Annotated in this window: 17 protein-coding genes; 5 read left to right on the plus strand and 12 right to left on the minus strand. The window is 69.7% G+C overall.

The window, feature by feature from the left end:
* Window positions 1–21: 21 nt before the first annotated feature.
* The 8 genes from rfaE2 to NNI01S_RS21770 all read right to left on the minus strand — a co-directional run bounded on the left by rfaE2 (window position 22) and on the right by NNI01S_RS21770 (window position 9,522).
* Window positions 22–1,401: a D-glycero-beta-D-manno-heptose 1-phosphate adenylyltransferase gene (gene rfaE2, locus NNI01S_RS21735; protein WP_063021970.1), complete on the minus strand. Its 1,380-nt coding sequence runs from the start codon at window positions 1,399–1,401 to the stop codon at window positions 22–24.
* Window positions 1,398–1,961, minus strand: coding sequence for a D-sedoheptulose-7-phosphate isomerase (locus NNI01S_RS21740; RefSeq protein ID WP_063021971.1), 564 nt, complete (start codon window positions 1,959–1,961; stop codon window positions 1,398–1,400). Before NNI01S_RS21740 ends, rfaE2 begins: the two co-directional genes overlap by 4 nt.
* Window positions 1,958–3,001 carry a glycosyltransferase family 9 protein gene (locus NNI01S_RS21745; protein ID WP_063021972.1) on the minus strand — a complete coding sequence of 348 codons (1,044 nt, stop codon included), beginning with the start codon at window positions 2,999–3,001 and terminating at the stop codon, window positions 1,958–1,960. The genes NNI01S_RS21740 and NNI01S_RS21745 overlap by 4 nt, the downstream gene beginning before the upstream one ends.
* A complete protein-coding gene (locus NNI01S_RS21750; protein ID WP_063021973.1) occupies window positions 2,998–4,497 on the minus strand; it encodes an HAD-IIIA family hydrolase in 1,500 nt (499 codons plus the stop codon). The genes NNI01S_RS21745 and NNI01S_RS21750 overlap by 4 nt, the downstream gene beginning before the upstream one ends.
* Window positions 4,494–6,116 (minus strand): carbamoyltransferase family protein, encoded by a 1,623-nt coding sequence (locus tag NNI01S_RS21755; protein WP_063021974.1) that lies wholly within the window; start codon window positions 6,114–6,116, stop codon window positions 4,494–4,496. Before NNI01S_RS21755 ends, NNI01S_RS21750 begins: the two co-directional genes overlap by 4 nt.
* 109 nt (window positions 6,117–6,225) lie before the next feature.
* Window positions 6,226–7,197 (minus strand): NAD-dependent epimerase/dehydratase family protein, encoded by a 972-nt coding sequence (locus NNI01S_RS21760; RefSeq protein ID WP_063021975.1) that lies wholly within the window; start codon window positions 7,195–7,197, stop codon window positions 6,226–6,228.
* An 8-nt stretch (window positions 7,198–7,205) separates the two neighbouring features.
* Complete coding sequence (locus NNI01S_RS21765) at window positions 7,206–8,513, minus strand: glycosyltransferase (RefSeq protein WP_084489133.1); 1,308 nt, start codon at window positions 8,511–8,513, stop codon at window positions 7,206–7,208.
* 31 nt (window positions 8,514–8,544) lie between these two features.
* Entirely contained in the window at window positions 8,545–9,522 is a 978-nt protein-coding gene (locus NNI01S_RS21770; RefSeq protein WP_063021976.1) for a glycosyltransferase, read from the minus strand.
* A gap of 149 nt (window positions 9,523–9,671) precedes the next feature.
* Here NNI01S_RS21770 and NNI01S_RS21775 point away from each other — a divergent pair, with 149 nt between their 5' ends.
* The 3 genes from NNI01S_RS21775 to NNI01S_RS35735 all read left to right on the plus strand — a co-directional run bounded on the left by NNI01S_RS21775 (window position 9,672) and on the right by NNI01S_RS35735 (window position 12,859).
* Window positions 9,672–11,123, plus strand: coding sequence for an aldehyde dehydrogenase family protein (locus NNI01S_RS21775; protein WP_084489135.1), 1,452 nt, complete (start codon window positions 9,672–9,674; stop codon window positions 11,121–11,123).
* 247 nt (window positions 11,124–11,370) lie between these two features.
* Window positions 11,371–12,255 (plus strand): glycosyltransferase family 2 protein, encoded by an 885-nt coding sequence (locus NNI01S_RS21780; RefSeq protein ID WP_063021977.1) that lies wholly within the window; start codon window positions 11,371–11,373, stop codon window positions 12,253–12,255.
* Window positions 12,256–12,259: 4 nt separating this feature from the next.
* On the plus strand, window positions 12,260–12,859 hold the full coding sequence (locus NNI01S_RS35735) for a glycosyltransferase family 2 protein (protein ID WP_218019234.1): 600 nt from the start codon (window positions 12,260–12,262) through the stop codon (window positions 12,857–12,859).
* 191 nt (window positions 12,860–13,050) lie between these two features.
* On the opposite strand, the gene NNI01S_RS35740 is transcribed toward NNI01S_RS35735, so the two are convergent.
* Both NNI01S_RS35740 and NNI01S_RS21795 read right to left on the minus strand, forming a co-directional pair.
* The gene (locus tag NNI01S_RS35740; protein ID WP_063021978.1) at window positions 13,051–14,028 is read right to left on the minus strand and encodes an acyl-ACP desaturase; all 978 of its coding nucleotides are present in this window, start codon (window positions 14,026–14,028) and stop codon (window positions 13,051–13,053) included.
* 286 nt (window positions 14,029–14,314) lie between these two features.
* Window positions 14,315–15,010, minus strand: a complete 696-nt coding sequence (locus tag NNI01S_RS21795; protein ID WP_063021979.1) for a hypothetical protein — start codon at window positions 15,008–15,010, stop codon at window positions 14,315–14,317.
* A gap of 420 nt (window positions 15,011–15,430) precedes the next feature.
* Here NNI01S_RS21795 and NNI01S_RS21800 point away from each other — a divergent pair, with 420 nt between their 5' ends.
* Both NNI01S_RS21800 and NNI01S_RS21805 read left to right on the plus strand, forming a co-directional pair.
* Window positions 15,431–16,030, plus strand: a complete 600-nt coding sequence (locus NNI01S_RS21800) for an SLATT domain-containing protein (protein WP_157114907.1) — start codon at window positions 15,431–15,433, stop codon at window positions 16,028–16,030.
* A gap of 150 nt (window positions 16,031–16,180) precedes the next feature.
* On the plus strand, window positions 16,181–17,428 hold the full coding sequence (locus NNI01S_RS21805; protein WP_063021981.1) for a TIGR03618 family F420-dependent PPOX class oxidoreductase: 1,248 nt from the start codon (window positions 16,181–16,183) through the stop codon (window positions 17,426–17,428).
* 353 nt (window positions 17,429–17,781) lie between these two features.
* Here the strand turns inward: NNI01S_RS21805 and NNI01S_RS21810 are convergent, their stop codons facing one another.
* Both NNI01S_RS21810 and NNI01S_RS21815 read right to left on the minus strand, forming a co-directional pair.
* Window positions 17,782–18,846: a lipocalin-like domain-containing protein gene (locus tag NNI01S_RS21810; RefSeq protein WP_063021982.1), complete on the minus strand. Its 1,065-nt coding sequence runs from the start codon at window positions 18,844–18,846 to the stop codon at window positions 17,782–17,784.
* Window positions 18,847–18,945: 99 nt separating this feature from the next.
* Window positions 18,946–20,235: an oxygenase MpaB family protein gene (locus NNI01S_RS21815; RefSeq protein ID WP_063021983.1), complete on the minus strand. Its 1,290-nt coding sequence runs from the start codon at window positions 20,233–20,235 to the stop codon at window positions 18,946–18,948.
* Window positions 20,236–20,692: the final 457 nt, after the last annotated feature.

Below are 20,692 nucleotides of genomic sequence, written 5' to 3' on the forward strand. Positions count from 1 at the left end.
CGTGCTCCTTACGTTCCGAGGTCAGCCGCAGCCCTGGGTGGCGGCCACCAGTTGGGTTGTCGAGTAACCGCGAACAGTGGGAATCAGCGCGATCTGGCCGCCGTACCCGCGAATGACCGCGGCCTCCGGGAGGTCGACGCCGGCGTAGTCGCCGCCTTTGACCCAGACATCGGGGCGAAGGCGCTCCAGCAGCGCGCTCGGGGAGGATTCGTCGAACACGACCACGGCGTCCACCGACGACAGTGCGATCAGCAGGCGGGCACGGTCGCGTGCGGTGACGATCGGACGGCGCGGCCCCTTCAGACGCCGCACCGACGCATCGGAATTGAGACAGACCACCAGCGCGTCGCCCATGGCGCGAGCCTGGCGCAGCAAGCTCACGTGCCCGGGGTGCAGCAGATCGAAACAGCCGCCGGTGGCCACGAGCCTGCCGCCGCGCGCTCTGACCCGCGCCGCCACCTCGAACGCATCGCAGGCCTCCGTCGTGTCCTCCACCGCGACAGCGGCGCCGTCGCACGTGGACAACGTGGCCGCCCCGCCCGCGGCGACGAATCTCGCTGCCGCGTGCACCGCGTGCGAGACCGCGTCGGCGACCGTGGAACCGTCGAAGAGCGCGGCGGTCGCGGCGGAGGCGAATCGGTCGCCCGCGCCGCAGGTGTCGGAACCGACGTGGCCGGCGATCCGTATCTCGGCGGGTACGGGCACGACGGTCAGACGCTTCCCATTGGCCAGCACCGCCCCGTTCGGCCCCGTCGTGACCACGACGGAATCCGCGGCCCATTCGTCGCGGAGCACTTTCGCCAATTCGTCCGGTTCGACGTAACCCGGCGCGAACTGGCGCGCCTCCTTCAGATTCGGCGAGACCAGCGACGCGCCCGGCGTCGGCGCCGGGCCGCGCGGATGCGGATCCCATACCACCGGCACGGACCGGGCCAGTTCGGTCAGCAAGCTCCGGATCTCCGGATGTGCGGCGACGCCCCGGCCGTAATCCGCTACGAGGATCGCGCCGGCCGCCCGCAGTGCCCGGATGACCGCCGTGCTCACCGAGCCGCCGTCGGCCGTGCCGTCGCCGGTGTCCAGCCGCAACAGCGACTGGCCCGCGGCGCGGACGCGGGTCTTGCGCACCGTCTGTCCGCGCAGCGGCATCGGCACGACCCGGACGTCCTGGTCCAGCAGGTGGGTGAGGACCCGGCCGTCGTGGTCGTCGGCGATCGCCGTGACCAACGAGACCTCGGCGACCGACCGTGCGGCCAGCGCGGCGGCCAGACCGGCGCCGCCCGGACGCGTCCAGCGGTGTTCCACGTCCACCACGGGAACGGGCGCCTCCGGAGACAACCGGTCCGCGGCGCCCTCGATATCGACGTCGAGCATGCTGTCGCCGACCACGACCAACGGCTTCACGTCGGTACCCCCAGTGCGTCGTCGAGCGCCGTGCACAGGGCGTGCACCAGGACCAGATGCACTTCCTGCACGGTGGCGGTGCTGGGCGCCTCCACGGCCACCGCGTCGTCGCACAGTGCCGCGAGCGGGTTGGGCGCGGGGCCGGTCATGGCCCAGGTGGTCACGCCGATGTCGTGCGCCGCTTTCGCCGCGGCCACCACGTTCTGGCTGCTGCCGCTGGTGGACAGCAGGATGAGGACGTCATCGGGTCTGCCGTGCGCGCGGACCTGACGTGCGAACACCTCGGTTCCGCCGTAGTCGTTCAAGATCGCGGTGCCCGCCGAGGTGTCGGCGTGCAGGGCGATCGCCGACAGCGGACGGCGGTCGTTGCGGAATCGGCCGAGCAATTCCCCCGTCAAGTGTTGCGCTTCTGCCGCGCTGCCCCCGTTGCCGCAGGTGAGCAATCTGCCACCGTTGTCGAGGACGATCGCCAGGTCCCGACCCCATTTGCGGATACTCGGTGCGAAGCACCTGGTGCGTTCCAGCGCTAGGTGCAAAGCCGCGAAATGCTCCTCGATCACCGCACACCTCCTGTCCGCAGACGTGCACGCCTGCCCGCGCCGAGTTCTTCCGCCACCGTGACGACCTGCTCCGGGATGATCGAGTCGAGGCACGGGTGTCCCACGACCGGGCACTCCCTGGCCCTGCTCCCGCGGCAGGGCGCGTCTTGGTCACCGAGCATGGCCACCGGCACGCCGTAGGGCGCCCACCGCGCGGCGGGCACGACCGGTGCGAAGAGCGAGACCACGGGTGTGCCGACGGCCGCCGCGAGGTGCGCGGGCCCGGTGTTCGGCGCGACCACGACGCTCGCGTCGCGCAGCACGGCGGCGAGTTCGGGCAGGGTGGTGGCGCCGCCGAGGTCGACGGCGTGCCTGCCGGCGACGGCGCCGGTGAGCGGCCGGTCGTCGGGTGCGCCGGTGACCACCACGCGGTGCCCGGCGCCGGTCAGCGCGGCGACGATGGCCGCCGAACGGGACGAGGAGGGCTGTCGCGCGGGTACCGACGCGGCCGGATGCACCACCACATAGCCCGGTTCGCCGGTGAGCGCACCGACCTTCGGCAACGGCTGGCGGACCGCGAGTTTCCCGTCGTCCCCGGACGGTAGCCGGAATCCGGCAGCCTCGGCGAGCGACAGCGCGCGTTCGGCTTCGGGCGGATCACCGTCGACGCGATGGCGCAGATCCAGCAGCGACCCGGGGTAGTCCTCGGAGATGGCGCCGATCCAGGGGACGCCGGCCATCCTGAGCAACAGCGCCAGCGGCAGCGGCGACTGGTGAAAGGACGTGAGGATCAACGCCAGATCCAGGTCGAGTGCGCGGATCCGATCGAGGAACGCGTCGATGCCGGCCGCGGCGACCGCGGGGGGCTCCAGGTCGATCCACGGCGCGCACCAGGTCATCACCTGGTCCACGCCCGGCAACAGGTCGGCGGCCGCCCGGCCACGCGGTCCGGACAACAGCGTCACCGAATCGACGTGCGCTGCCACCGCCCGCACGCACGGCCCCGCCAGCAGCACATCGCCGAAATTGTCCATGCGTGCCACCAGCGCCCGGCTTGTCATGGCACGCCCGCCATCGCCAGCCGTACGGCTTCGGGCAGGTCCCGCGCCACAGTCGCTTCGCGGCGGGCGCGGCGCACCTCGTCGGGAAGGGTGCGCGCCGTCGGCACCAGGATCGCGCGGGCGCCCGCGGACTGGGCGGCGGCGACGTCGGCGCCGGTGTCGCCGATGACCACGCACCTGCCGACGTCGACGCCGAGTTCTGCCGCGGCTCGCCGGATCAGGCCCGGCTCGGGTTTGCGGCACCCGCAGCCGTCGCGTTCGCCGTGCACGCATACCTGCCACGTGGCGAACGGTCCGAGCAACTCCTCGACCCGGGAATTCACCGCGGCGAGCTGTCGACGGCTGATCAATCCGCGCGCTACGCCGGATTGGTTGCTCACGATGCCCAGTTGGACACCGGCCGCACGGACCTTTCCGAGCGCGTCGACGGCCCCGGGCACCGGCTGGACCTTGGTGGGGTCGGCGAGATAGGGGACATCGACGATGAGGGTGTCGTCGCGGTCGAACAGCAACGCCAGCGGCGAGGCGTGGGTGGCGTTCCGGTGGCGCAGCTCGCCGCGCAGCCGATGCCAGCACGCGGCGGGTGGGATCAGCGCGCTACTCACCGTCATCCGGCCGATCTCGGCGGGCGTGCGCGGCCCCGGCGCGATTCGGCGCGCGGCGAATTCGCCGGTCGAGGCCATCCAAAGCGCGGCGAAGGCCAGGGCTGGACGCAGGCGGCCGGTCAGGCCGAGCGCCGCGGCCATCGCGCCCGCCGCGGTGGTGAGCGCGTGGCGGGGGAGCAGACCTTTGTCCTCGCCGATGCGTTGCCGCCACCGAGCGCCGTACTTCCGCCGCAGCAAAGCGTTGTCGGCGTTCCCGCGTTGTGCTCGCACACTCGCCATGGGCCCCGACGCGCGGAGCGGGTGGCGTGTGCCGCGTCGTCCGGCCGCGATGGCGTACCCCGCCAGGCAGACCCGCAGCGCCAAGTCGGCATCCTCGCGAAACGCCCGCGGAAACCGTTCGTCGAATCCGCCGACCGCGACCAGCGCGGACCGGCGGTAGGCCATGTCCGCGGTGATCCACCGGGCGGTGGCCAGCCGGGCGATTCCCCGTTCCGCGTCGGTCGGCTTGCGGTGCTGCGGCAGTGGAACCTCGATCCGGGCCGTGGACGCCGCCGTGTTCTCGTCGAGGTCCCGCAAGTCGTCTTCCAGCCGGGCACGCCAATCCGGTGGAGTGAGCACGTCGTCGTCGAGGAAGGCGATCCAGACGCCCGTGGCGGCTTGCCATCCCGCATTCCGCGCCGCGGCGGGTCCGCGGCCACCCGAGCGGATGACCTGAACGGCGGGCACGGTCTCGGGCAGTGGCAGGTCCCCGCCGCGGGGACGGTCGTCGACCACGATGATCTCCCGTGGCTTGGGACCCGTCGCGGCCTCCAGCGACTCGAGCAGCGTGCGAAGACTTTCCCGGCCGGTGGTCGGAATGACGATGCTGTAGTCCACGGTGTGGCCGTTCATGAGCGGCGAACCACGAACGGGCCGAGGGCGAGCAGATCGATCGGCGCGGAACCGAAGCATTCGAGGGCGTCGCGGGGTGAATCGACCATCGGCCTGCCCGCGGTGTTCAAGCTGGTGTTGACCACCACGGGCAACCCGGTGCGCCGGTCGAACTCCGACAACATCCGCGCCAGGACGGGGTTGTCCGCGGGATCGACGGTCTGCACGCGCGCGGTACCGTCCACGTGGGTCACGGCGGGAATCAGCGCCCGCCACTGCGGCGCGACGTCGTGGACGAACAGCATGTAGGGGCTCGGCAGCGGTCCGCGTCCGAAGATCTCGGATGCCCGCTCGGCCAGCACCATCGGCGCGAGCGGCCGGAACTGCTCCCGCCCTTTCACATCGTTGAGGCGCTCGAGATTCGCCGACCGACCGGGGTGGGCCAGCAGCGAGCGATGCCCGAGTGCGCGCGGGCCGAATTCGGCCCGGCCCTGGAACCAGGCCACCACCTGGTCTTCGGCGAGCGCTCGGGCCACCTCGGCCGCGATGTCCGCGGATTTCGTGTAGCGGACCTTGGCCGTGCGCAGAACTGTCTCCAGCTGCGCGTCGCTCCATTCGCGCCCGAGAGCGGCTCCCCGCATCGGTGTGACCCGATCGCCGAATTCGGCCGCCAATTGCAGCGCAGCGCCCAATGCGGTGCCCGCGTCGCCCGAGGCCGGCTGCACCCAGATCCGGTCGTAGGGGCCTTCGGCGTGCAGCCGGGTGTTGGCCACGCAGTTCAGCGCGATGCCACCGGCCAGCGTGAGGTTCTGCTGGCCGGTCTGGCGGTGCAGCCAGGAGGTCAACTCCAGCAGTACGTCCTCGAGCCGGCGCTGGACGCTCGCGGCGAGATCGGCATGCTCCGGGCCCAGCTCGCCACCGTTCACCGTGGGTGCGAAGGCCGCCCAGTCCACGGGTTCGGTGCGGAAGCCGCCATCGCCGGTGCAGTACACGAGTTCCCGGAACCGGTTGAGGAACCGGGGCGTGCCGTACGAGGCGAGCGCCATCACCTTGTATTCGTCGCTCGACCGGGTGAATCCGAGATGTGCGGTGAGATCCTCGTACATCAGCCCGAGCGAGTGCGGCAGCCGCTGTGCCGCCAGTTCCACGAACTTGCCGTCCCGATATTCCCCGGCCAGATAGGACTGGCTTTCGCCGCGGCCGTCGGCCACCAGGACCGCCGAATCACCCGACGGGGCCGCCAGTGCCGTGGACGCGGCATGCGCCAGATGATGCCGTACGAAGCGCACGATCGACGGGTCGAGGCCGGGCAGCGCGGCGGTGAGAAAAGCGGGCGCGCGGAAAGCGTAATCAGTTCTGATATTTTCACTTTTCCGATCGAGGCCGTCGAGCGAATGATCGACCAGGCGTGGGTCGTAGGAATAACCCACCGCGTCGAGGTCCTCGGGGCGCAATCCCGCTCGTTCCAGGCACCATGCGGCCGCTTGCTCGGGTAACTCCCACGCGGAAAACGGCACCGGCCGCTTGCCGTGCTTGCGGCGGGTGAACCGCTCTTCCTCGGCCGCCGCGACTATTTCGCCGTCCACGATCAGGGCCGCAGCGGGATCATGGAACACCGCGTTGATTCCGAGTATGCGCACGGGCCGCCTTTCTGTTCGAGACGCGCGGGACCTGACGGTCTACCCGCTGACATATGTCTGGCGCTACCCGCTGAAGTCACCACTAAACCGATGCGCCGCACGGCTCCGATCAGCGCAGAGACCGCTGCCTCGGCTCCGGTGCGTGCCCGGCGAACCAGGCGATCGTGCGGCGTAGTCCCTCCGCCCTGGTGACCACCGGCCACCAGCCCAATTCCCGCCGGGCCAGCGAGATATCGGGGCACCGTCGTTTCGGGTCGTCGATCGCTTCGTCGACGTATGTCACGACGGACCGGCTGCCGGTCATCGAACGAATTTCCGCTGCGAGGCACCGCACGGAGATTTCGTGCGGATTGCCGATATTCATCGGTCCCGGATGGTCGCTGGTCGCCAGCGCGAGCAGTCCGCGTACCGTGTCCTCGACATAACAGAGTGAGCGGGTCTGCTCACCGTTTCCGGCGATGGTCAGCGGTGCCCCCGACAATGCCTGTGCGATGAAGGTGGGCACCATACGACCGTCATCGGTGCGCATACACGGACCGTAGGTGTTGAAAATTCGGGCAATTCCGGAATTCACGCCTCGTTCCCGGCGAAATGCCATGGTCAATGCTTCGGCATACCGCTTCGCCTCGTCGTACACGCTGCGTGGACCCACAGGATTGACATGACCCCAGTAATTCTCGGTCTGCGGATGAACTGCCGGGTCGCCGTAGACCTCGCTCGTCGAGGCGAGCACGAAACGGGCATCATGGCGCTGAGCCACGTCGATGGCGTGCGCGGTTCCGAGCGAACCGGCTCGCAGCGTCTCGATCGGAAGCCGGAGATAGTCCGGAGGCGACGCGGCCGACGCGAGATGGAAGACCACGTCGAAAGAGCCCGCCGTGGGCAGCGGTTCGGTGACGTCGTGCCGTACGAGGTCGAACCCGGGCCGGTCCAGCAGCCGGGCGACGTTGTCCGGGGTGGATGTGGCGAAGTTGTCGAGCGCGACCACGGCGGTGCCCGCGTCGAGCAACCGCTCACACAGGTGCGATCCGACGAATCCGCAACCGCCGGTGACCAGCGCGCGTTCCCAGGGGCCGGACACTGCGCCGCCTACCCGTGACCGTTCGCACGAGCACCGTGACCCATCGACGGTGACCCGGGGGGAACCCCATCGTTCCCGGTGCGGTCGAGGGCACGGCCCTTCGTGGGCCCGCTTCCGTTCCGCAGTCCCACGGCCGGGGTGATCACCCTGCGGTAGGCGTGCAGGGTCTCCATGGCGATGCGGTCCCACGAATAGCGCGCCTCGACCCGATCACGTCCGGCGTGTCCGAACCTCTGCCGGATCACCGGCGCGGCCAGCAGATCCCCGACGGCGTCGATCAGTTGCGCGGGTGCGTGCGGTGGGACCAGCCTGCCGGTCACGCCGTCGACGACGGTGTCGATGAGGCCGCCGACCGCGGTGGCCACCACGGGAACACCGCAGGCCATCGCTTCCAGCGGGGTGATGCCGAACGGTTCGTACCACGGCGTGCACACGGCGACGTCGGCCGATCTCAGCAGCGGCGCCATCCGTGTCCTCGGGACCTGCCCCAGCATGTGCAGCCGGTCCCGCACGCCGAGCCCGTCGGCCAGCTCCAGCAGCCGCCTGCCTTCCGGATCGTCGGCGACGTCGCCGTCGTCCGGGCCGCCGACCAACACCAGCTCGGTGTTGGGCAGACCGGCGAGCGCGGTGATCGCGGTGTCGAAACCCTTGCGCGGCACCAAACGGCCCACGCTGACCATCCGGTGCTCGGCCGACCTCGGTGCGATCGCCCCGTCGGGCGTGAACTGCTCGAGATCCACGCCGCAGGGGATCACGGAGGTCTTGGACCTGGGCACGCCCATCCTGGCCAGTTCGAAGACCTCGTCGGTGCAGGTGGCGATGATGCGGTCGGTCTGTTCGGCGATCAGTTGTTCCAAGCGCACGCGTTCGGGCGGGCTGGTGTCGTCGGCGCCTTGGTGGCGGCGTTTCACCACGCCCAGCGCGTGAAAGGTTTGGACCACCGGGATGCCCGAGGCCCGAGCGGCCTGGAGGGCGGCCAGGCCCGACATCCAGAAGTGCGCGTGCGCCACATCGGGGCGGCAGTCGTGCCACTGCTGTCGCAGAAATGCGCCGAATTCATCCATATACGGGAGCAGTTCGTCCTTCGGCAACGGTCGGGCGGGCCCGGCCGGGACATGGACCACGCGATAGCCCTGCTCGGCGGTGACCGTGCGCGGCGCCCGCGCCTCTTCGCGGCGCGTGTAGACGGTCACCTCGTGCCCCTGCCTGCACAGGGCCGCGGACAGCTCGGCGACGTGGACGTTCTGACCACCGGCGTCGACACCGCCCAGCGCGGCCAGCGGACTGGCGTGTTCGGACACCATCGCGATCTTCATGATTCCGCCTTCCCTCTCCGGGACCCTGCCTTCATTGGGTGACCTCGGCGAGCAGGGAATCCCACCGGCGCAGGAAGACGTCGAGGCCGTAGTGCTCCAGCGCGAACTGCCGTCCCGACTTGCCCGCGAGCGCCGCCAGGTCGGGTTCGTGGAGGAATTCCCGGAACTTCGCGGTGAGCGCCGCGATATCGGTGGAGACGGCACCCGCGTCCGGCGGCACGGCCAGGACGGCCTCGGTGGTGGCCAGGGCTACCACCGGCATGGCCAGGTGCATGGCTTCGAGGAGCGACAGTCCCAGCGAGGTCCAGCGCGCGGTGTGCAGATACACCCGTCTGCGCGCCATTTCCGGATGCAACGCCGCCTGCGGGAAGTCTCCGATTCCGCGAATGGGGTGTCCGGTGGGCCGGTCGGCCGTGAATTCGGCGGCTCCGATGCCGTACAAATCGATCGGCCCCGCCATCGCGAAGTCCGGCAACAGATCACTTCCCGTGATCCTTCCGCGCCGCGCCGGTTCGTTGATCAGTGCTACGCCGTGCGGCAGTTCGCCGGTGTAGCGCGGGCCGGGGTCGACGATGCCGTGTGGCACCACCCGGGTGGGTGCGCGCCCGCTGTCCCACATCAAGTCGTTGAAATGGGTGACGTGCACGATCGGGATGTCGGCGCGATCCGCCAGCGGATGGGTAGTGGTGGCCGCGCTGGGGCGCGGTGTGTTGTGCTCGACGTAGATCGCCGGGATGTCGGCGCCGGGGCGACGACCGAGCCATCGTTCGGCGAGGTCGATCTCCTCCGGGCGCTGGAGAACGACGACGTCCGGCTCCGTGTCGCGCAATGCGCCCGCGGGCACCTCCCGCACGGACGGCCAGTCGCGGCCGCACCGGCCGCGCCCCCACGGGCCGCCGCCTTCCACCACGGGCACGAGGTAACGGTGGGGCCCGTGCACGAACGACGTCGTCCACGAACCGTGCACGTGCCACAACAGCACCGTGAGCCGTTCGGTCCTTGCGGCCATGTCGGTAGCTCTTGCCTATTATTCCCGGATCAAACCTGGTCACGCGCCATGCCGCGATCCAGAGCCGGTGGTCGTGGCACGGTTCGGCGGCGCCGATGCGGTTGCGGCCCGACGGGTTTGAACCGGGGGCGCGCGGCAATGGCGGCGGTATGAGCGCACCGAACGCTGTCCCGTCCGCTCCTGAGTTCCGGCCGAGCGGAACGATCGAGATCTTCGACCCGGCCACCGGCGCCGCCGTCGGCACGGTTCCCATGGCCGACACCGCGGACGTCGCGCAGAAGGTGGCGGCAGCCAATCGGGTTCAGCCGGGCTGGGCGCGGACACCGGCGGCCGAGCGGGCCGCCGCGCTGCGCGCCGGCGCCGCCCTGCTGCGCGAACGAGCGGATGAACTGGCCGGACTCAACTGCGCCGAAACCGGACGTCCGCAGTCCGAGGGCAGGGAAGGAGTACTGGCCGGCGCCGCGACGTTGGAGCAGTACGCCGAACTGGGACCGCTGCATCGAGGACGAAGCCTCCAGGGCGGTTTCGACGCGACCGACCTCATGGTGTGGGAACCGCGTGGTGTGGTCGTCGCGCTGACGCCGTGGAACGACCCCGGGGCCGTGTCCTGCGGGCTGCTCGGCGCGGCGCTGGTCACGGGAAACGCGGTCGTGTACAAGCCGAGCGAACGGGCACCGCACACCGGCGGTCTGCTCGGCGCCCTGCTCGCCCGTGGTCTTCCGGAGGGTGTGCTGCAGACGGTGCAAGGCGATGGCAGGATCGGCGCCCTGCTCGCCGCACGCTCCGATGTGGACGTCATCGCGCACGTCGGCAGCACGGTTACCGGAAGGTCGATCGCACGCAGCGCCGCGGCCACGGGCGTCAAGGCACTGCTGGAGAACGGCGGCAACGACGCGCTGATCATCGACGCCGGTGTGGATCCCGTCTGGGCCGCCGGGCAAGCGGCGCTCGGCGCGTTCGCGAACGCCGGTCAGATCTGCGTATCGGTCGAACGGATCTTCGTGCATCGGGCCGTCGCCGAGCCCTTTCTGGCGGCGCTGGTGGCCGAGGCCGAGTCCTGGAAGGCGGCGCCGTTGGTGGACCGGCGCCACCGAGATCAGGTCCACGCCCACGTGCGCGACGCCGTGGGCCACGGCGCCGAACTGCTGACCGGCGGCGTGCTGCCGGACGGAGCCGGTGCGCACTATCCGGCCACGGTGCTGGCACGGTGTGATCCGGCGATGCGGATCATGCGGGAAGAGACCTTCGGCCCGGTCGCACCCGTTCGGGTGGTGGATTCGTTCGATCAGGGCATCGTGGAGGCCGCGACCGACGACTACGGGCTCGCCGCCTCCGTGCTCACGCCGTCGATGGCCAACGCCCAGCGCGCCTGGCGGGAACTGCCCGTGGGCACGGTGAAGATCAACGCGGTATTCGGCGGGGCGCCCGGCGGAGCGGCGCACCCGCGCCGGGCCAGTGGGTCCGGCTTCGGCTATGGACCCGAGTTGCTGGACGAGATGACCCAGACGAAGGTCGTGCACCTGCGTCCGGCCCCCACCCAGGACGACGCATGCGCTCGGCCCGGGAATCCCGAACGCGGACGCACCGATACAGCTGATTGACCTCGGCGGCACCCGGGTATCCGCCCGCACATGCGGGTACTTGTCACCGGGTGGCCCAGCCCCGCGCACGGGAGAGCGCCGGCCACTGACGTGTCGAGGATGAGCCGAGCGCGGCTCTTGCATCCGCCGGGCACGACGTGACCCGGCGCGGAGTTCTCATGGTCGTTCGGCACTCACTCGCTGTCCGGCGACGTGAATTCCCGGTGGTCGACGCCCCGATCAAGGGGCCGCGTCCGGGACGGCCGATATGAGCGGGGATGCCCGCGCGAAGACGACTGTCGTCATCGCCACCCGGGATCGCGCTCCCGAATTGGTCCGCACGCTGACCGAGTTGCACACACTGCGCCCGTGTCCCGCGATCGTGGTGCTGGACAACGCCTCCGCCGACGACACCGTGGTGCGGGCGCGATCATTCCCGGGCGTGCGGGTGATCCGGCTGTCCCGCAATCTCGGCGCGGCCGCGCGCAACCTGGGCGTCGCACTCGCCCGGACGCCGTACATCGCCTTCAGCGACGACGATTCGTGGTGGGCCGGTGACGCGCTCCGCGAAGCCGAGCGTGTGCTGGACACCTGTCCCCGGGTGGGCCTCCTGGCGGGACGCACCCTCGTCGGCGCGGACCACCGTGACGATCCGGTCAACGAACTGATGGCCGCCAGCCCCCTCGGCCATCCTCCCGGCCTGCCGGGCCCGTTGGTTCTCGGCTTCCTGGCTTGTGCGGCGATCGTGCGGAAGGAGGCCTACCTGCAGGCCGCCGGGTTCAGTCAGCTGCTGCACTTCGGTGCCGAAGAACGGTTGCTGTCACTCGACATGGCGGCATGCGGCTGGGACCTCTGCTACGTGGCGGCGGTGCGCGCCCACCATCACCCGTCGGCGCATCGACCGCCGCACGTGTGGCGTAGGCGGGCCGAACAGCGCAACAACGCGCTGATCGTCTGGATGCGACGGCCGCTGCGACGGTGCGCGGCCGAGCTCGCCGATCTGGCGGGCCACGCGGTCCGTGACCCCGGAACGCTGCTGGCGGTCGCGGGCCTGCTTCGTCGCCTGCCGGAGGCGCTCGCGCAGCGGCGCAGGTTGCCCCCGGAGATAGAGCGCCGGGCCAGGATGCTCGAACTCGCCCATGAGAGGAAGTGACCGGATGGTTACCGATCGCATGACGGTCGTCATCATCACCCGCGACCGGCGCGAGCAGCTGCTGGAAACGTTGGCGCACATGACGGCGCTGGCCGACGCGGCGCCGATCATCCTGGTCGACAACGGATCCACCGACGGCACGGCCGACGCGGTCGCCGCGGCGTTCCCCGCCGTCGAACTCATCCGCTCGACCGACAACCTCGGTGCGGTGGCCCGGAACATCGCGGTCGGGCGGACGGTCACGCCGTATGTCGCTTTCTGCGACGACGACACGCGGTGGCAGCCGGGTGCGCTGACCCGCGCCGCCGATCTGCTCGACCGGTATCCCGGCCTCGGCGCGGTGACCGGGCGATGCCTGGTCGCCCCCGATCTGCGGGAGGATCCGATCACGCCGGAACTGCGGTACTCACCGGTGTCCGGACCCGACTGGCTGCCGGGCCCCGCGCTGCTGGGCGTGAGGGCGGCCCTGTCCGCCTTCCGGGTCGAGGCGTTCCGGGAAGCAGGCGGCTTTTCCCGGCGTTTGTGGTTCGGCGGCGAGGAGGAACTGCTCCTCTCGACCTCGCGGCACACGGCTGGTGGATGTGCTGGATCGAGGACATGCTGATCCATCACGAGCCGTCGACCTCGCGTGATCCGACCCACCGTCGCCGGCTCGGGATCCGGAACACCCTGTGGACGCTGTGGTTGCGCCGCCCGGCCCGCAGCGCCGCCCCGGCGGACCGCCGCCGTGCTCCGGTCGGCCCCGGCCGATCGGACGACGGCTGCGGCCGTCCTCGAGACGCTGCGTGGCATGCCTTACTGCGGCCCGCTCCCGCCGCCCCGGCCTGCTTCGCGGGCCAGGGCACGGTCACGTTGTTCCTCGAACCGGGGGATCCGCACCTGCTCGAGGTCGTCCAAGAACGCGCGGAGCCGTTCGCGGGCTCGTTCGCCGCGAGCGCCGAAGTCTGTGCGGCCGAATATGTTCCATTGCCGGATGACCGGTTGCAGCACTTCTTCCAGGTGCTGGCGCAGGTCGTAGATGCCGTGCTTGGCCATGAGCACGCCGTTGCGCCGGAAGTTGGGCATGCCGGTGCCGGGCATCCGAAAGTTGCGCACGATGAGGTCGATCGCTTCGATCGCCTGATCGGGCACCAGATCCAAGGCGGCGCCGCACATGTCGCGATAGAAGATCATGTGCAGGTTCTCGTCGGCGGCGATGCGTTGCAGCATGCGGTCGGCGATCGGGTCGAGGCAGACGGCTGCGGTGTTGCGATGGCTGATGCGGGTCGCCAGCTCCTGGAAGGACACGTACGCCACCGAGTACAGGAACCCGCCGTCGCCTGCCGCGTTCGCCTGCTCCATCGGCGCGACGAAGCCGTGGGACATGTGCGCCACCCGGTCGTTCTCCAAGGCGACCGGGTCGACGCCACGCGTGACGACGAGATAGTCGCGCAGGACGATGCTGTGGCGGGCTTCCTCGGCGGTCCACCGTCCCACCCAGCAACCCCAGGCGCCGTCGCGGGAGAAGTTCGCGCTGATCTCGCGGTGATAGGACGGGAGGTTGTCCTCGGTCAGCAGGTTCGTGATCAGCGCGGCCTTCGCCACCTCGGACAGCCGCGATTGCTCAGGCTCCCAATCGATCCCGCCGAGCGCCGCGAAGTTGCGCCCCTCGTCCCATGGCACATAGTCGTGGGGGTGCCATTCCTTGACCATGGACAGGTGCCGGTTCAACGCGGTCTCGGCGCAGGGTTCGAGTTCGGTGAGGACCTCCAGCTGGGTCAGATCACGCGCCAACGTCGTGCCCGCCTTTCTCTTTCGCATAGGTTCGGAAGGACAGTGAGCGATGGCGGCGGGTGCCATCCTCCAGTGCTCGCGCCCGCCGACTCGCCCCGGAAGACAGTGCCCGGAGCGGTGGTCCCGGCCGTAGGGCCGAAAGTCCGCTGCGCCGATTACTTTCAGCATGGCGATGTCCTTCGATATCCGGCCATCGGTGCTGATGTGTGCGCGTCCGGGAAGTCGGCCCGGCACGGACGAGACGGCTGTGGTGTCAGCGCCGGCGCTGGGAGAAGCGCCGGTGGGTTCACTCGCCCCGGCGGACCGCTTCGTCCGATCCGGCGCGGGCGCGGGGCCACGGCAGGCGGCGAGATGCGGCCGGGCGGTTATAGGTCCATTGGGCGACGGCGGCGACGGCCGAGCCCAGCGAAACGACGCCGGCGAACAGGGCCCAGTGGGTGAGGCCCGCGGTGTTGTAGGAAACCTGCCGGACTCCCGGGGCGATGAGGCTGCCGTTTCCGAAGGCCCAGCTGGTCACCATGCCGATTTGCCCGCCCAGATCCGACGACCGCGCGAGCATGCCGCGCAACTCGGGGGCTTTGCTGTTGACGTAGAGCACGGTGAGGACCACCAGCGCCGCGGTGACCACCGCGGACACCGTTACGGCGCGCGACAGCAGCTCGGTGCGGTAACGGAGATTCGCCGCCACCACGCAGACGGTGACGACGATCGCGCACGCGGTGAGTATCGCCAGAGTGCCGCTGATCCGCACGGTGGGCGGAGGCTCAGCCGACCAGGCGTTCAGGAAGGAGGTGGTCGCGGTGACCCGGCCGAAGGCATTGGCGCGGGCCTTGCCGTCGGCGCCCACGGCGTTGAGCCACGGCTGGAACAGCAGCAACAGCGTGACGAGGCTGCCCCCCAGGGCGCCGAGGTAGCCCCAGTGGCCGTCGAGCGACGCCAGGTGTCCGCGGGCGCCGGCGAGCCGTCGCACCGCGATCGGCACCGGCTCGGGCCGAGTATCTCTCGCTGACCACGGGGTTGGCTGCACTTCGCTCCGCATTCACAGGTGGGTCCGGTGTCGAGGACCGAGACGGACAGGGCGGTCTCCGGACCGCGGTCGTCCTCGCGGGCGGCGCGGCAGAAGGGGACAGCCGGACACTAGAATCCGGGCAACCTCAGGAGAATGATTGCGATCAGCGCGATCTTGAATCCGGCGCAGTTCTGTCGTGGCTGTTACACCGACGATGCGCGCTTCGCGTGGCCGCAGGCGGCCACCTCGCCACGGTTTCGAATCCCGTTGCGGCACATCGCGGCGCTGGTACGGGCCAACGTGGCCCCGTCGCGAAGTCCCAGTGCCGCTTGCTCGCTCGGCCGGACGGCGGAAAGATGATTCCGGAGAGGTCGGGGAGATACAGTACGGGCCGTGACAGAGCACCGATCGCCCTTCGGCGGGGATCGCTCGCAAGACCTCGGAGTGCCGCCTTCGCTGGACCTCCGCACCGCCGACTGGTCGAGTTCCGATGAGACCCTTGCCCGGCTGTTCCAACGTGTGGAGGCGTATGCCATAGACGCGCGCGAATGGTATTCGCGCGACAGCCTAACGAAGCGGCGAATCAGCCTAGCCCTCACCGCGGCTACGCTCGTACTCGGCCTACTCGGAATACTGGTGCCGCTACTGACCACCGCCGGCGTCCAGGCCATCGATCCCAGCTGGGGATTCGTACTGCTCGCCTGCGCCGCCGGATGTGCCGCGTGCGACCGCTTCTTCGGCGTCTCCACGGCGTGGATCCGCGATCTCCGCAGCGCGCAGTCGATCAACGCGATGCTGTGTGACTTCCAACTGGAGTGGGCTTCTGTCTCACGGGCCCAGGCCAATTCGAACGGGGAGATCGACCGTCGGATGGGACTGCTGAGAGATTTCTCGTATCGGGTCAACGAGGTGATCGCGCACGAGACCGACAGCTGGGCCGGCCAGGTCCAGCTCTCGGCCACCGCGCGGTTGAGCAGGTTCGATCGGAGGTAGCGCTGGAAGCCTGCCGCCGCGCAACGGCCGGGAGGCAGGCATCGACAACGTCGTGCGGGCGCGCCGGGCCCGCGGAGACCGGACCCGGCGCACGCGCGGGTTTTGAACCAGTTGGATGACAAAAATGAACTGACTGGTTAAATTCGTGGCATGAAGCATGTTGTCGTCGCGGGTGGAACCGACGGAATCGGCAGGGCTGTCGCGCTGGAGCGCCTGGCCGGAGGAGACTCCGTCCTGGTGATCGGTCGAGACCCGATGAAAGGCAAGCAGTTCCTCGCCGCCGCGGAGGCGCTCGGTGCGGTCGACCGCGCGCACTTCGTGCCCGCGGATCTCAGTTCGATCGAGGCGACTCGCCGGGCGGTCGACGCTGTCCGGGCCCGCTTCGCCGCGGTGGATGCGCTGGTGCTGTGCGCCCGGCACTACCGGTCCGAACGGCTGGTGACCGACGAAGGATTCGAGTACACCTTCGCGCTGTTCTACCTGAGCCGTTTCGTGCTCAGCTACGAGCTGATCGACCTGTTGCACGCCGCTGCGCATCCGGTCGTGGTGAATGTGGCGGGCCCGGGCAGCGGCACCGGCGAGATTCGCTGGGGCGATCTGCAACACGAGCGCGATTACCACGGTTTGCGCGCTCTCGCCCAGGGCGGTCAGCTCAACGATCTGCTCGGCATCGAGTTCGCGCGCAGGCCGGGGGCGGCGCGGGTGCGATACGTCCTGGTGCACCCGGGGGTGGTCGACACGGCCCTGTCCGGCGACTACGACCGCGAGATGGCGGCCCGGATCGAAGCGATGCGGCGCACCGCGCGCCCGATCGACGAGGCCATCCGCCCGATCCTCGACGTGCTGGACGATCCGCCGGTCGAGCCGCTGACCGCCCTCGCGCAGGGCCGGCCCTTGGATGTGCACGGACCCGCGTTCGACACCGCGTCGGCCGAGCGGCTCCACCGCGAGACGACGAAACTGCTCGGCCTGCTGCAGTCGGCGGCCCCGGGCATTTCCCCGGCCAGGTTGCGTCAGGTGCTCGACGCGCCCGTCTTCGGTGTCGTGTCCACGATTCAGCCCGACGGCAGCCCCCATCAATCGGTGGTGTGGATCCTGCGAGACGGCGGCGACGTGCTCTTCGCAGTGGGGGCGGGCAGTCGCAAAGAGCGCAACCTGCGCCGTGACGCCCGAGTCAGCGTGCTGGTCAATCCGCCCGAGCGGCCTTACACCTACGCCGCGATCCACGGCACCGCCACCCTGTCCGCCGAAGGCGGCCTCGAACTGCGAGATCGCTTGGCGCTGAAGTACACCGGCCTGACCTACCTCGAGCACAACCCGGAAGCCGCGGCCACCTATGGAGACACCGCGGTGCTCGTTGTCCGAGTGACCCCCGACCGAGTAGTCGGCCGCCTCTGAGCCACGAGGGAGCCCCCGCCGTCTGCGCCGTCCGAGGCCCGCGACTGCTCCGGTTCGTCGTGGGTGCAGGGAGAGTCGCGGGCGACACCGATGGTCGGAAGGCGGCGTCCACGGTTCGGGGCAGCGCGGAAGCGGCGCGGTCGGGTGCCGGTTCGGCGAGGGGACGGGAGCGCACCGAGCCGAGACCATCACCGCCGCCACGAGAGCGGCGCGGGCGAACACCGCGAAACCCTGTCGATCGCTCGAATTCCGTTGTGGCGGCGGCGGTATCGCGTAGGTTCGGCGGCGATGGCCGGGCGGGGTTCGTCATCGTCTGATCTCCGTCTCCGGGAGCTGGGGTGGTGAGCCGGCGGTCAGGCCAAGGCGACCAGTTCGTGCAACGTGGATCCGGTGCGGGTCGCGACGCCGGTCTCGCCGTGGACGGTCAATTCGAACGACGACTCGAACCGGAAGTAGCCCGGATGCCCGACCAGCCGGTGGACCAGCGGTTTGATCAGCCGGGCGCGGACTACGGGGATGTCATCGATCAGATCGTGGGCGTGGATGACCTTCTCGACCACCAAGCGCAGGTCCACGCTGCCCGGCACGTGCAGTTCGATCCATTCCGGATAGGTGCGACCGGCGATCGGGTCGAACCGTGCCGGGCCTTCGGTGAGGACCGTCTCGCCGGTCGACAAGACGATGTCGCCGTGGTGGGCGAGCATCAGCGGGCTGATCTCGTGCGCGCCGTGTCGCCGCTGGGTCAGGACCGACGCGTAGAGCAGCGAATAGTCCTCGACGTAGAGCCGCCCCCAATGCCAGCGGTCGATGATCTTCTTCATGTCGCCGACGCCCCAGTTGTGGTCGTGATACCCGCGTCCGGTGACCTCGTGCCGGATGCCGTCGAGTTCGATGGCGCCGCTCACTCGCGCGCGCGGCGCGGCGACCACCCACCCGAACGAATCCCTGCTGCCGAATCGGGTCTCGCCTTTACCCGGCATCCAGCTGGGGAGTTCGTTGTGGAACCGCAGATCGAAGGCGATGCCGTCCTCGGCCATGTGCAAAAGGTGGATCGGCAGGCCGCCGGACGGGTACTCGGTGCGGGCGTGGTTGGCGCCGATCCGCACAGCGCAGGTGTCGGCGGCGAACGCCGCCGCCGCACGCGGGTACCGTTTGGACACCTGGCGGCGGGTGCCGTCCGGCGCGTACACCATCATCTCCACCCAGGGGCTGGCATTGGGGAGATCTTCCGGTCGCCGCTTGATCAGGAAGCCGATCACCACGTGCCCGGTGTCGAGGTGCGCGTCGAAGTACCAGTGCTCGAACGCCAGTTTGCTCGGCGACGGATGCAGCCCGTTGTGCTCGGGTGCCACGTTGGTCAGCTCTCCGTCCCTGCGTCCGGGCCCGTTCCATACTTCGACGATTTCTGCGGTGCTCATTGCTGCTCTCGGTGTCGGTGGACCCGGCGACGCCCGGCGGCGATTCGGGTGTGGATCGGTGCGATGCGGCGGCGCGCAGGGCGGCCGCGGACGCGAAAGTCATCGGCGTAGCGCGCCGCTCGCGTCGAAAGCCGCCTCACGGCCCTGCATCTGCGCGCGGTACCAGTTCTCGCGATGCCAGAGCATGAGCTTTTCGTGCGCCCGCGCGAAGGGCGGGAACGTTCTGCGCAGGACCTCCATCAGCGTGATCAAGGGAAAGCGCACGAGGGGGATGAGGATCCACGGGAACGCGGGCGGCATGGTGTAGCGGCGCCGGGTCAAGGGAGCCATGTACATCGCGGAGTACACCGAGTTGATGCGGAAGTTGTACGCCTCACGCAGCCGCGTGAGGCCGCGGTGGCCGTCGCGGGGCGCGAATGCGACCGGATAGGACTCGATCAACTCCGCGCCGTGCCGGCCCGCGTCGTAGGAGCGTGAGGCGATGGTCATGGCCAGGACGCGCAGCGAGTCGAGAACTGTCTCCGGATACCAGCGCAGCCGAACACCGAGCAGGTATCCCATGTATCTCTGGAAATGCAGCAGTGCGCGGATCTCCGAGGGGGTCGTCTGGTAACCGAGCGCCCACAAACCGAGCCCCGGGGTGACGCTGCCGGCCAGCAAAGTGAGCATCTGGTAGGTCTGGCTGATCGGCAGGCCCCACCGGTCCATGTCCCACTCCGGATGCCCCGCCACCTTCGCGCGGATCGAGACGTGCATGATGCGCACCTTCAGCGCCGTCGCGCGTCCCGCCGAGCCGGGCGTCAGCAATGCGCCGGGCTGGGAGACATCGATCCAGAAGCGGGTCGTCTCCAGGAAGCGGCGTAGCGCGCTGTCTCCCGCGTATCCACCGGCCAGCGACAACGGCGTCGCGACAGCGGCCTCGGTGTACATCTCGAGCGTCTCCGCGCCGGCGAAACTGAACAGCATCGTGCCCCACCGCCGCCAGATCGCGGCGCCTTGCTCGACCAATTCGGGCACCACCCACTCGGGCACCGTCTCGAATTCCTCGAACAGCGCGCGCATCGACTCCGGCGCGTCCGGCACGGCGTCTATGCCTGCGGCGAGGGCGATTTCGAGCATCTTGCGCCCGGCTTGCGGGCCGATCTCACCGTGCATGACCTCCGCGACGAACCGCTCGGCGACCGGGTCGCCGGTGAAGAGGTCTTCGCACAGCGCGACGGCCTGCGCGTCGGTGGGGAACAGCCGCTTCCCGGTGACTTTCGCGAAAAGACGCTCGACGCGCCGAAGGCTGGGATTGCGGCGCACTTCCCAATAGCGGAACGCTGTCGGGCACTTCGCCGAGTGTTGTGCGCCGGCATCCGCGCTCGCGGGCGGGATTTCCACTGACATGGGGTGACTTCTCCTACTCTCCGATGCGATCCGGGTCGGGCAAGACCTGCTCAGGCCATCAGCTCGCGCCGGATCAGCCACGACCGCAAGTGGCCGATGATCTGTCCGGCGCCTTCGAGCCGGTCGGCCGAGTAGTGGGTGACTTCTCGCGCGGCCGGCGCACTCCGGCGCCCAGGTCCTCGGTCGCGCGCTCCATCGGCGACGCGGCCTCGCCGGCCGCGTGCGTGGGGTACTGCCTGCTCGAGCCGGAGTGGATCTGTACGTTGCCGTCGACCGCGGGCCGACAGGGGATCCGCTCGAAAACGATCGCGTGTCGGCCAAAGTCAGGCCTCCTGATTCGTCTTTCGCTAGCCGCCGCGTGTGATCGGCGCCGCAATCACAAACCATACTCTAAGGTACACATGGCGGTACTCGAAAGTATGGCAATCATTGCGGCCGTCTCGAAACGAGTTCGGTG

Source organism: Nocardia niwae NBRC 108934 = DSM 45340, from assembly GCF_001613465.1.
Classification (GTDB): Bacteria; Actinomycetota; Actinomycetes; order Mycobacteriales; family Mycobacteriaceae; genus Nocardia; species Nocardia niwae.

Coding starts and splice junctions, on each gene's coding strand:
- NNI01S_RS21745 (WP_063021972.1), bottom strand. CDS start 3,001: ATGACAAGCCGGGCGCTGGTGGCACGCATGGACAATTTCGGCGATGTG.
- NNI01S_RS21750 (WP_063021973.1), bottom strand. CDS start 4,497: ATGAACGGCCACACCGTGGACTACAGCATCGTCATTCCGACCACCGGC.
- NNI01S_RS21765 (WP_084489133.1), bottom strand. CDS start 8,513: ATGAAGATCGCGATGGTGTCCGAACACGCCAGTCCGCTGGCCGCGCTG.
- NNI01S_RS21770 (WP_063021976.1), bottom strand. CDS start 9,522: ATGGCCGCAAGGACCGAACGGCTCACGGTGCTGTTGTGGCACGTGCAC.
- NNI01S_RS21775 (WP_084489135.1), top strand. CDS start 9,672: ATGAGCGCACCGAACGCTGTCCCGTCCGCTCCTGAGTTCCGGCCGAGC.
- NNI01S_RS21780 (WP_063021977.1), top strand. CDS start 11,371: ATGAGCGGGGATGCCCGCGCGAAGACGACTGTCGTCATCGCCACCCGG.
- NNI01S_RS35735 (WP_218019234.1), top strand. CDS start 12,260: ATGGTTACCGATCGCATGACGGTCGTCATCATCACCCGCGACCGGCGC.
- NNI01S_RS21805 (WP_063021981.1), top strand. CDS start 16,181: ATGAAGCATGTTGTCGTCGCGGGTGGAACCGACGGAATCGGCAGGGCT.
- NNI01S_RS21810 (WP_063021982.1), bottom strand. CDS start 18,846: ATGAGCACCGCAGAAATCGTCGAAGTATGGAACGGGCCCGGACGCAGG.
- NNI01S_RS21815 (WP_063021983.1), bottom strand. CDS start 20,235: ATGTCAGTGGAAATCCCGCCCGCGAGCGCGGATGCCGGCGCACAACAC.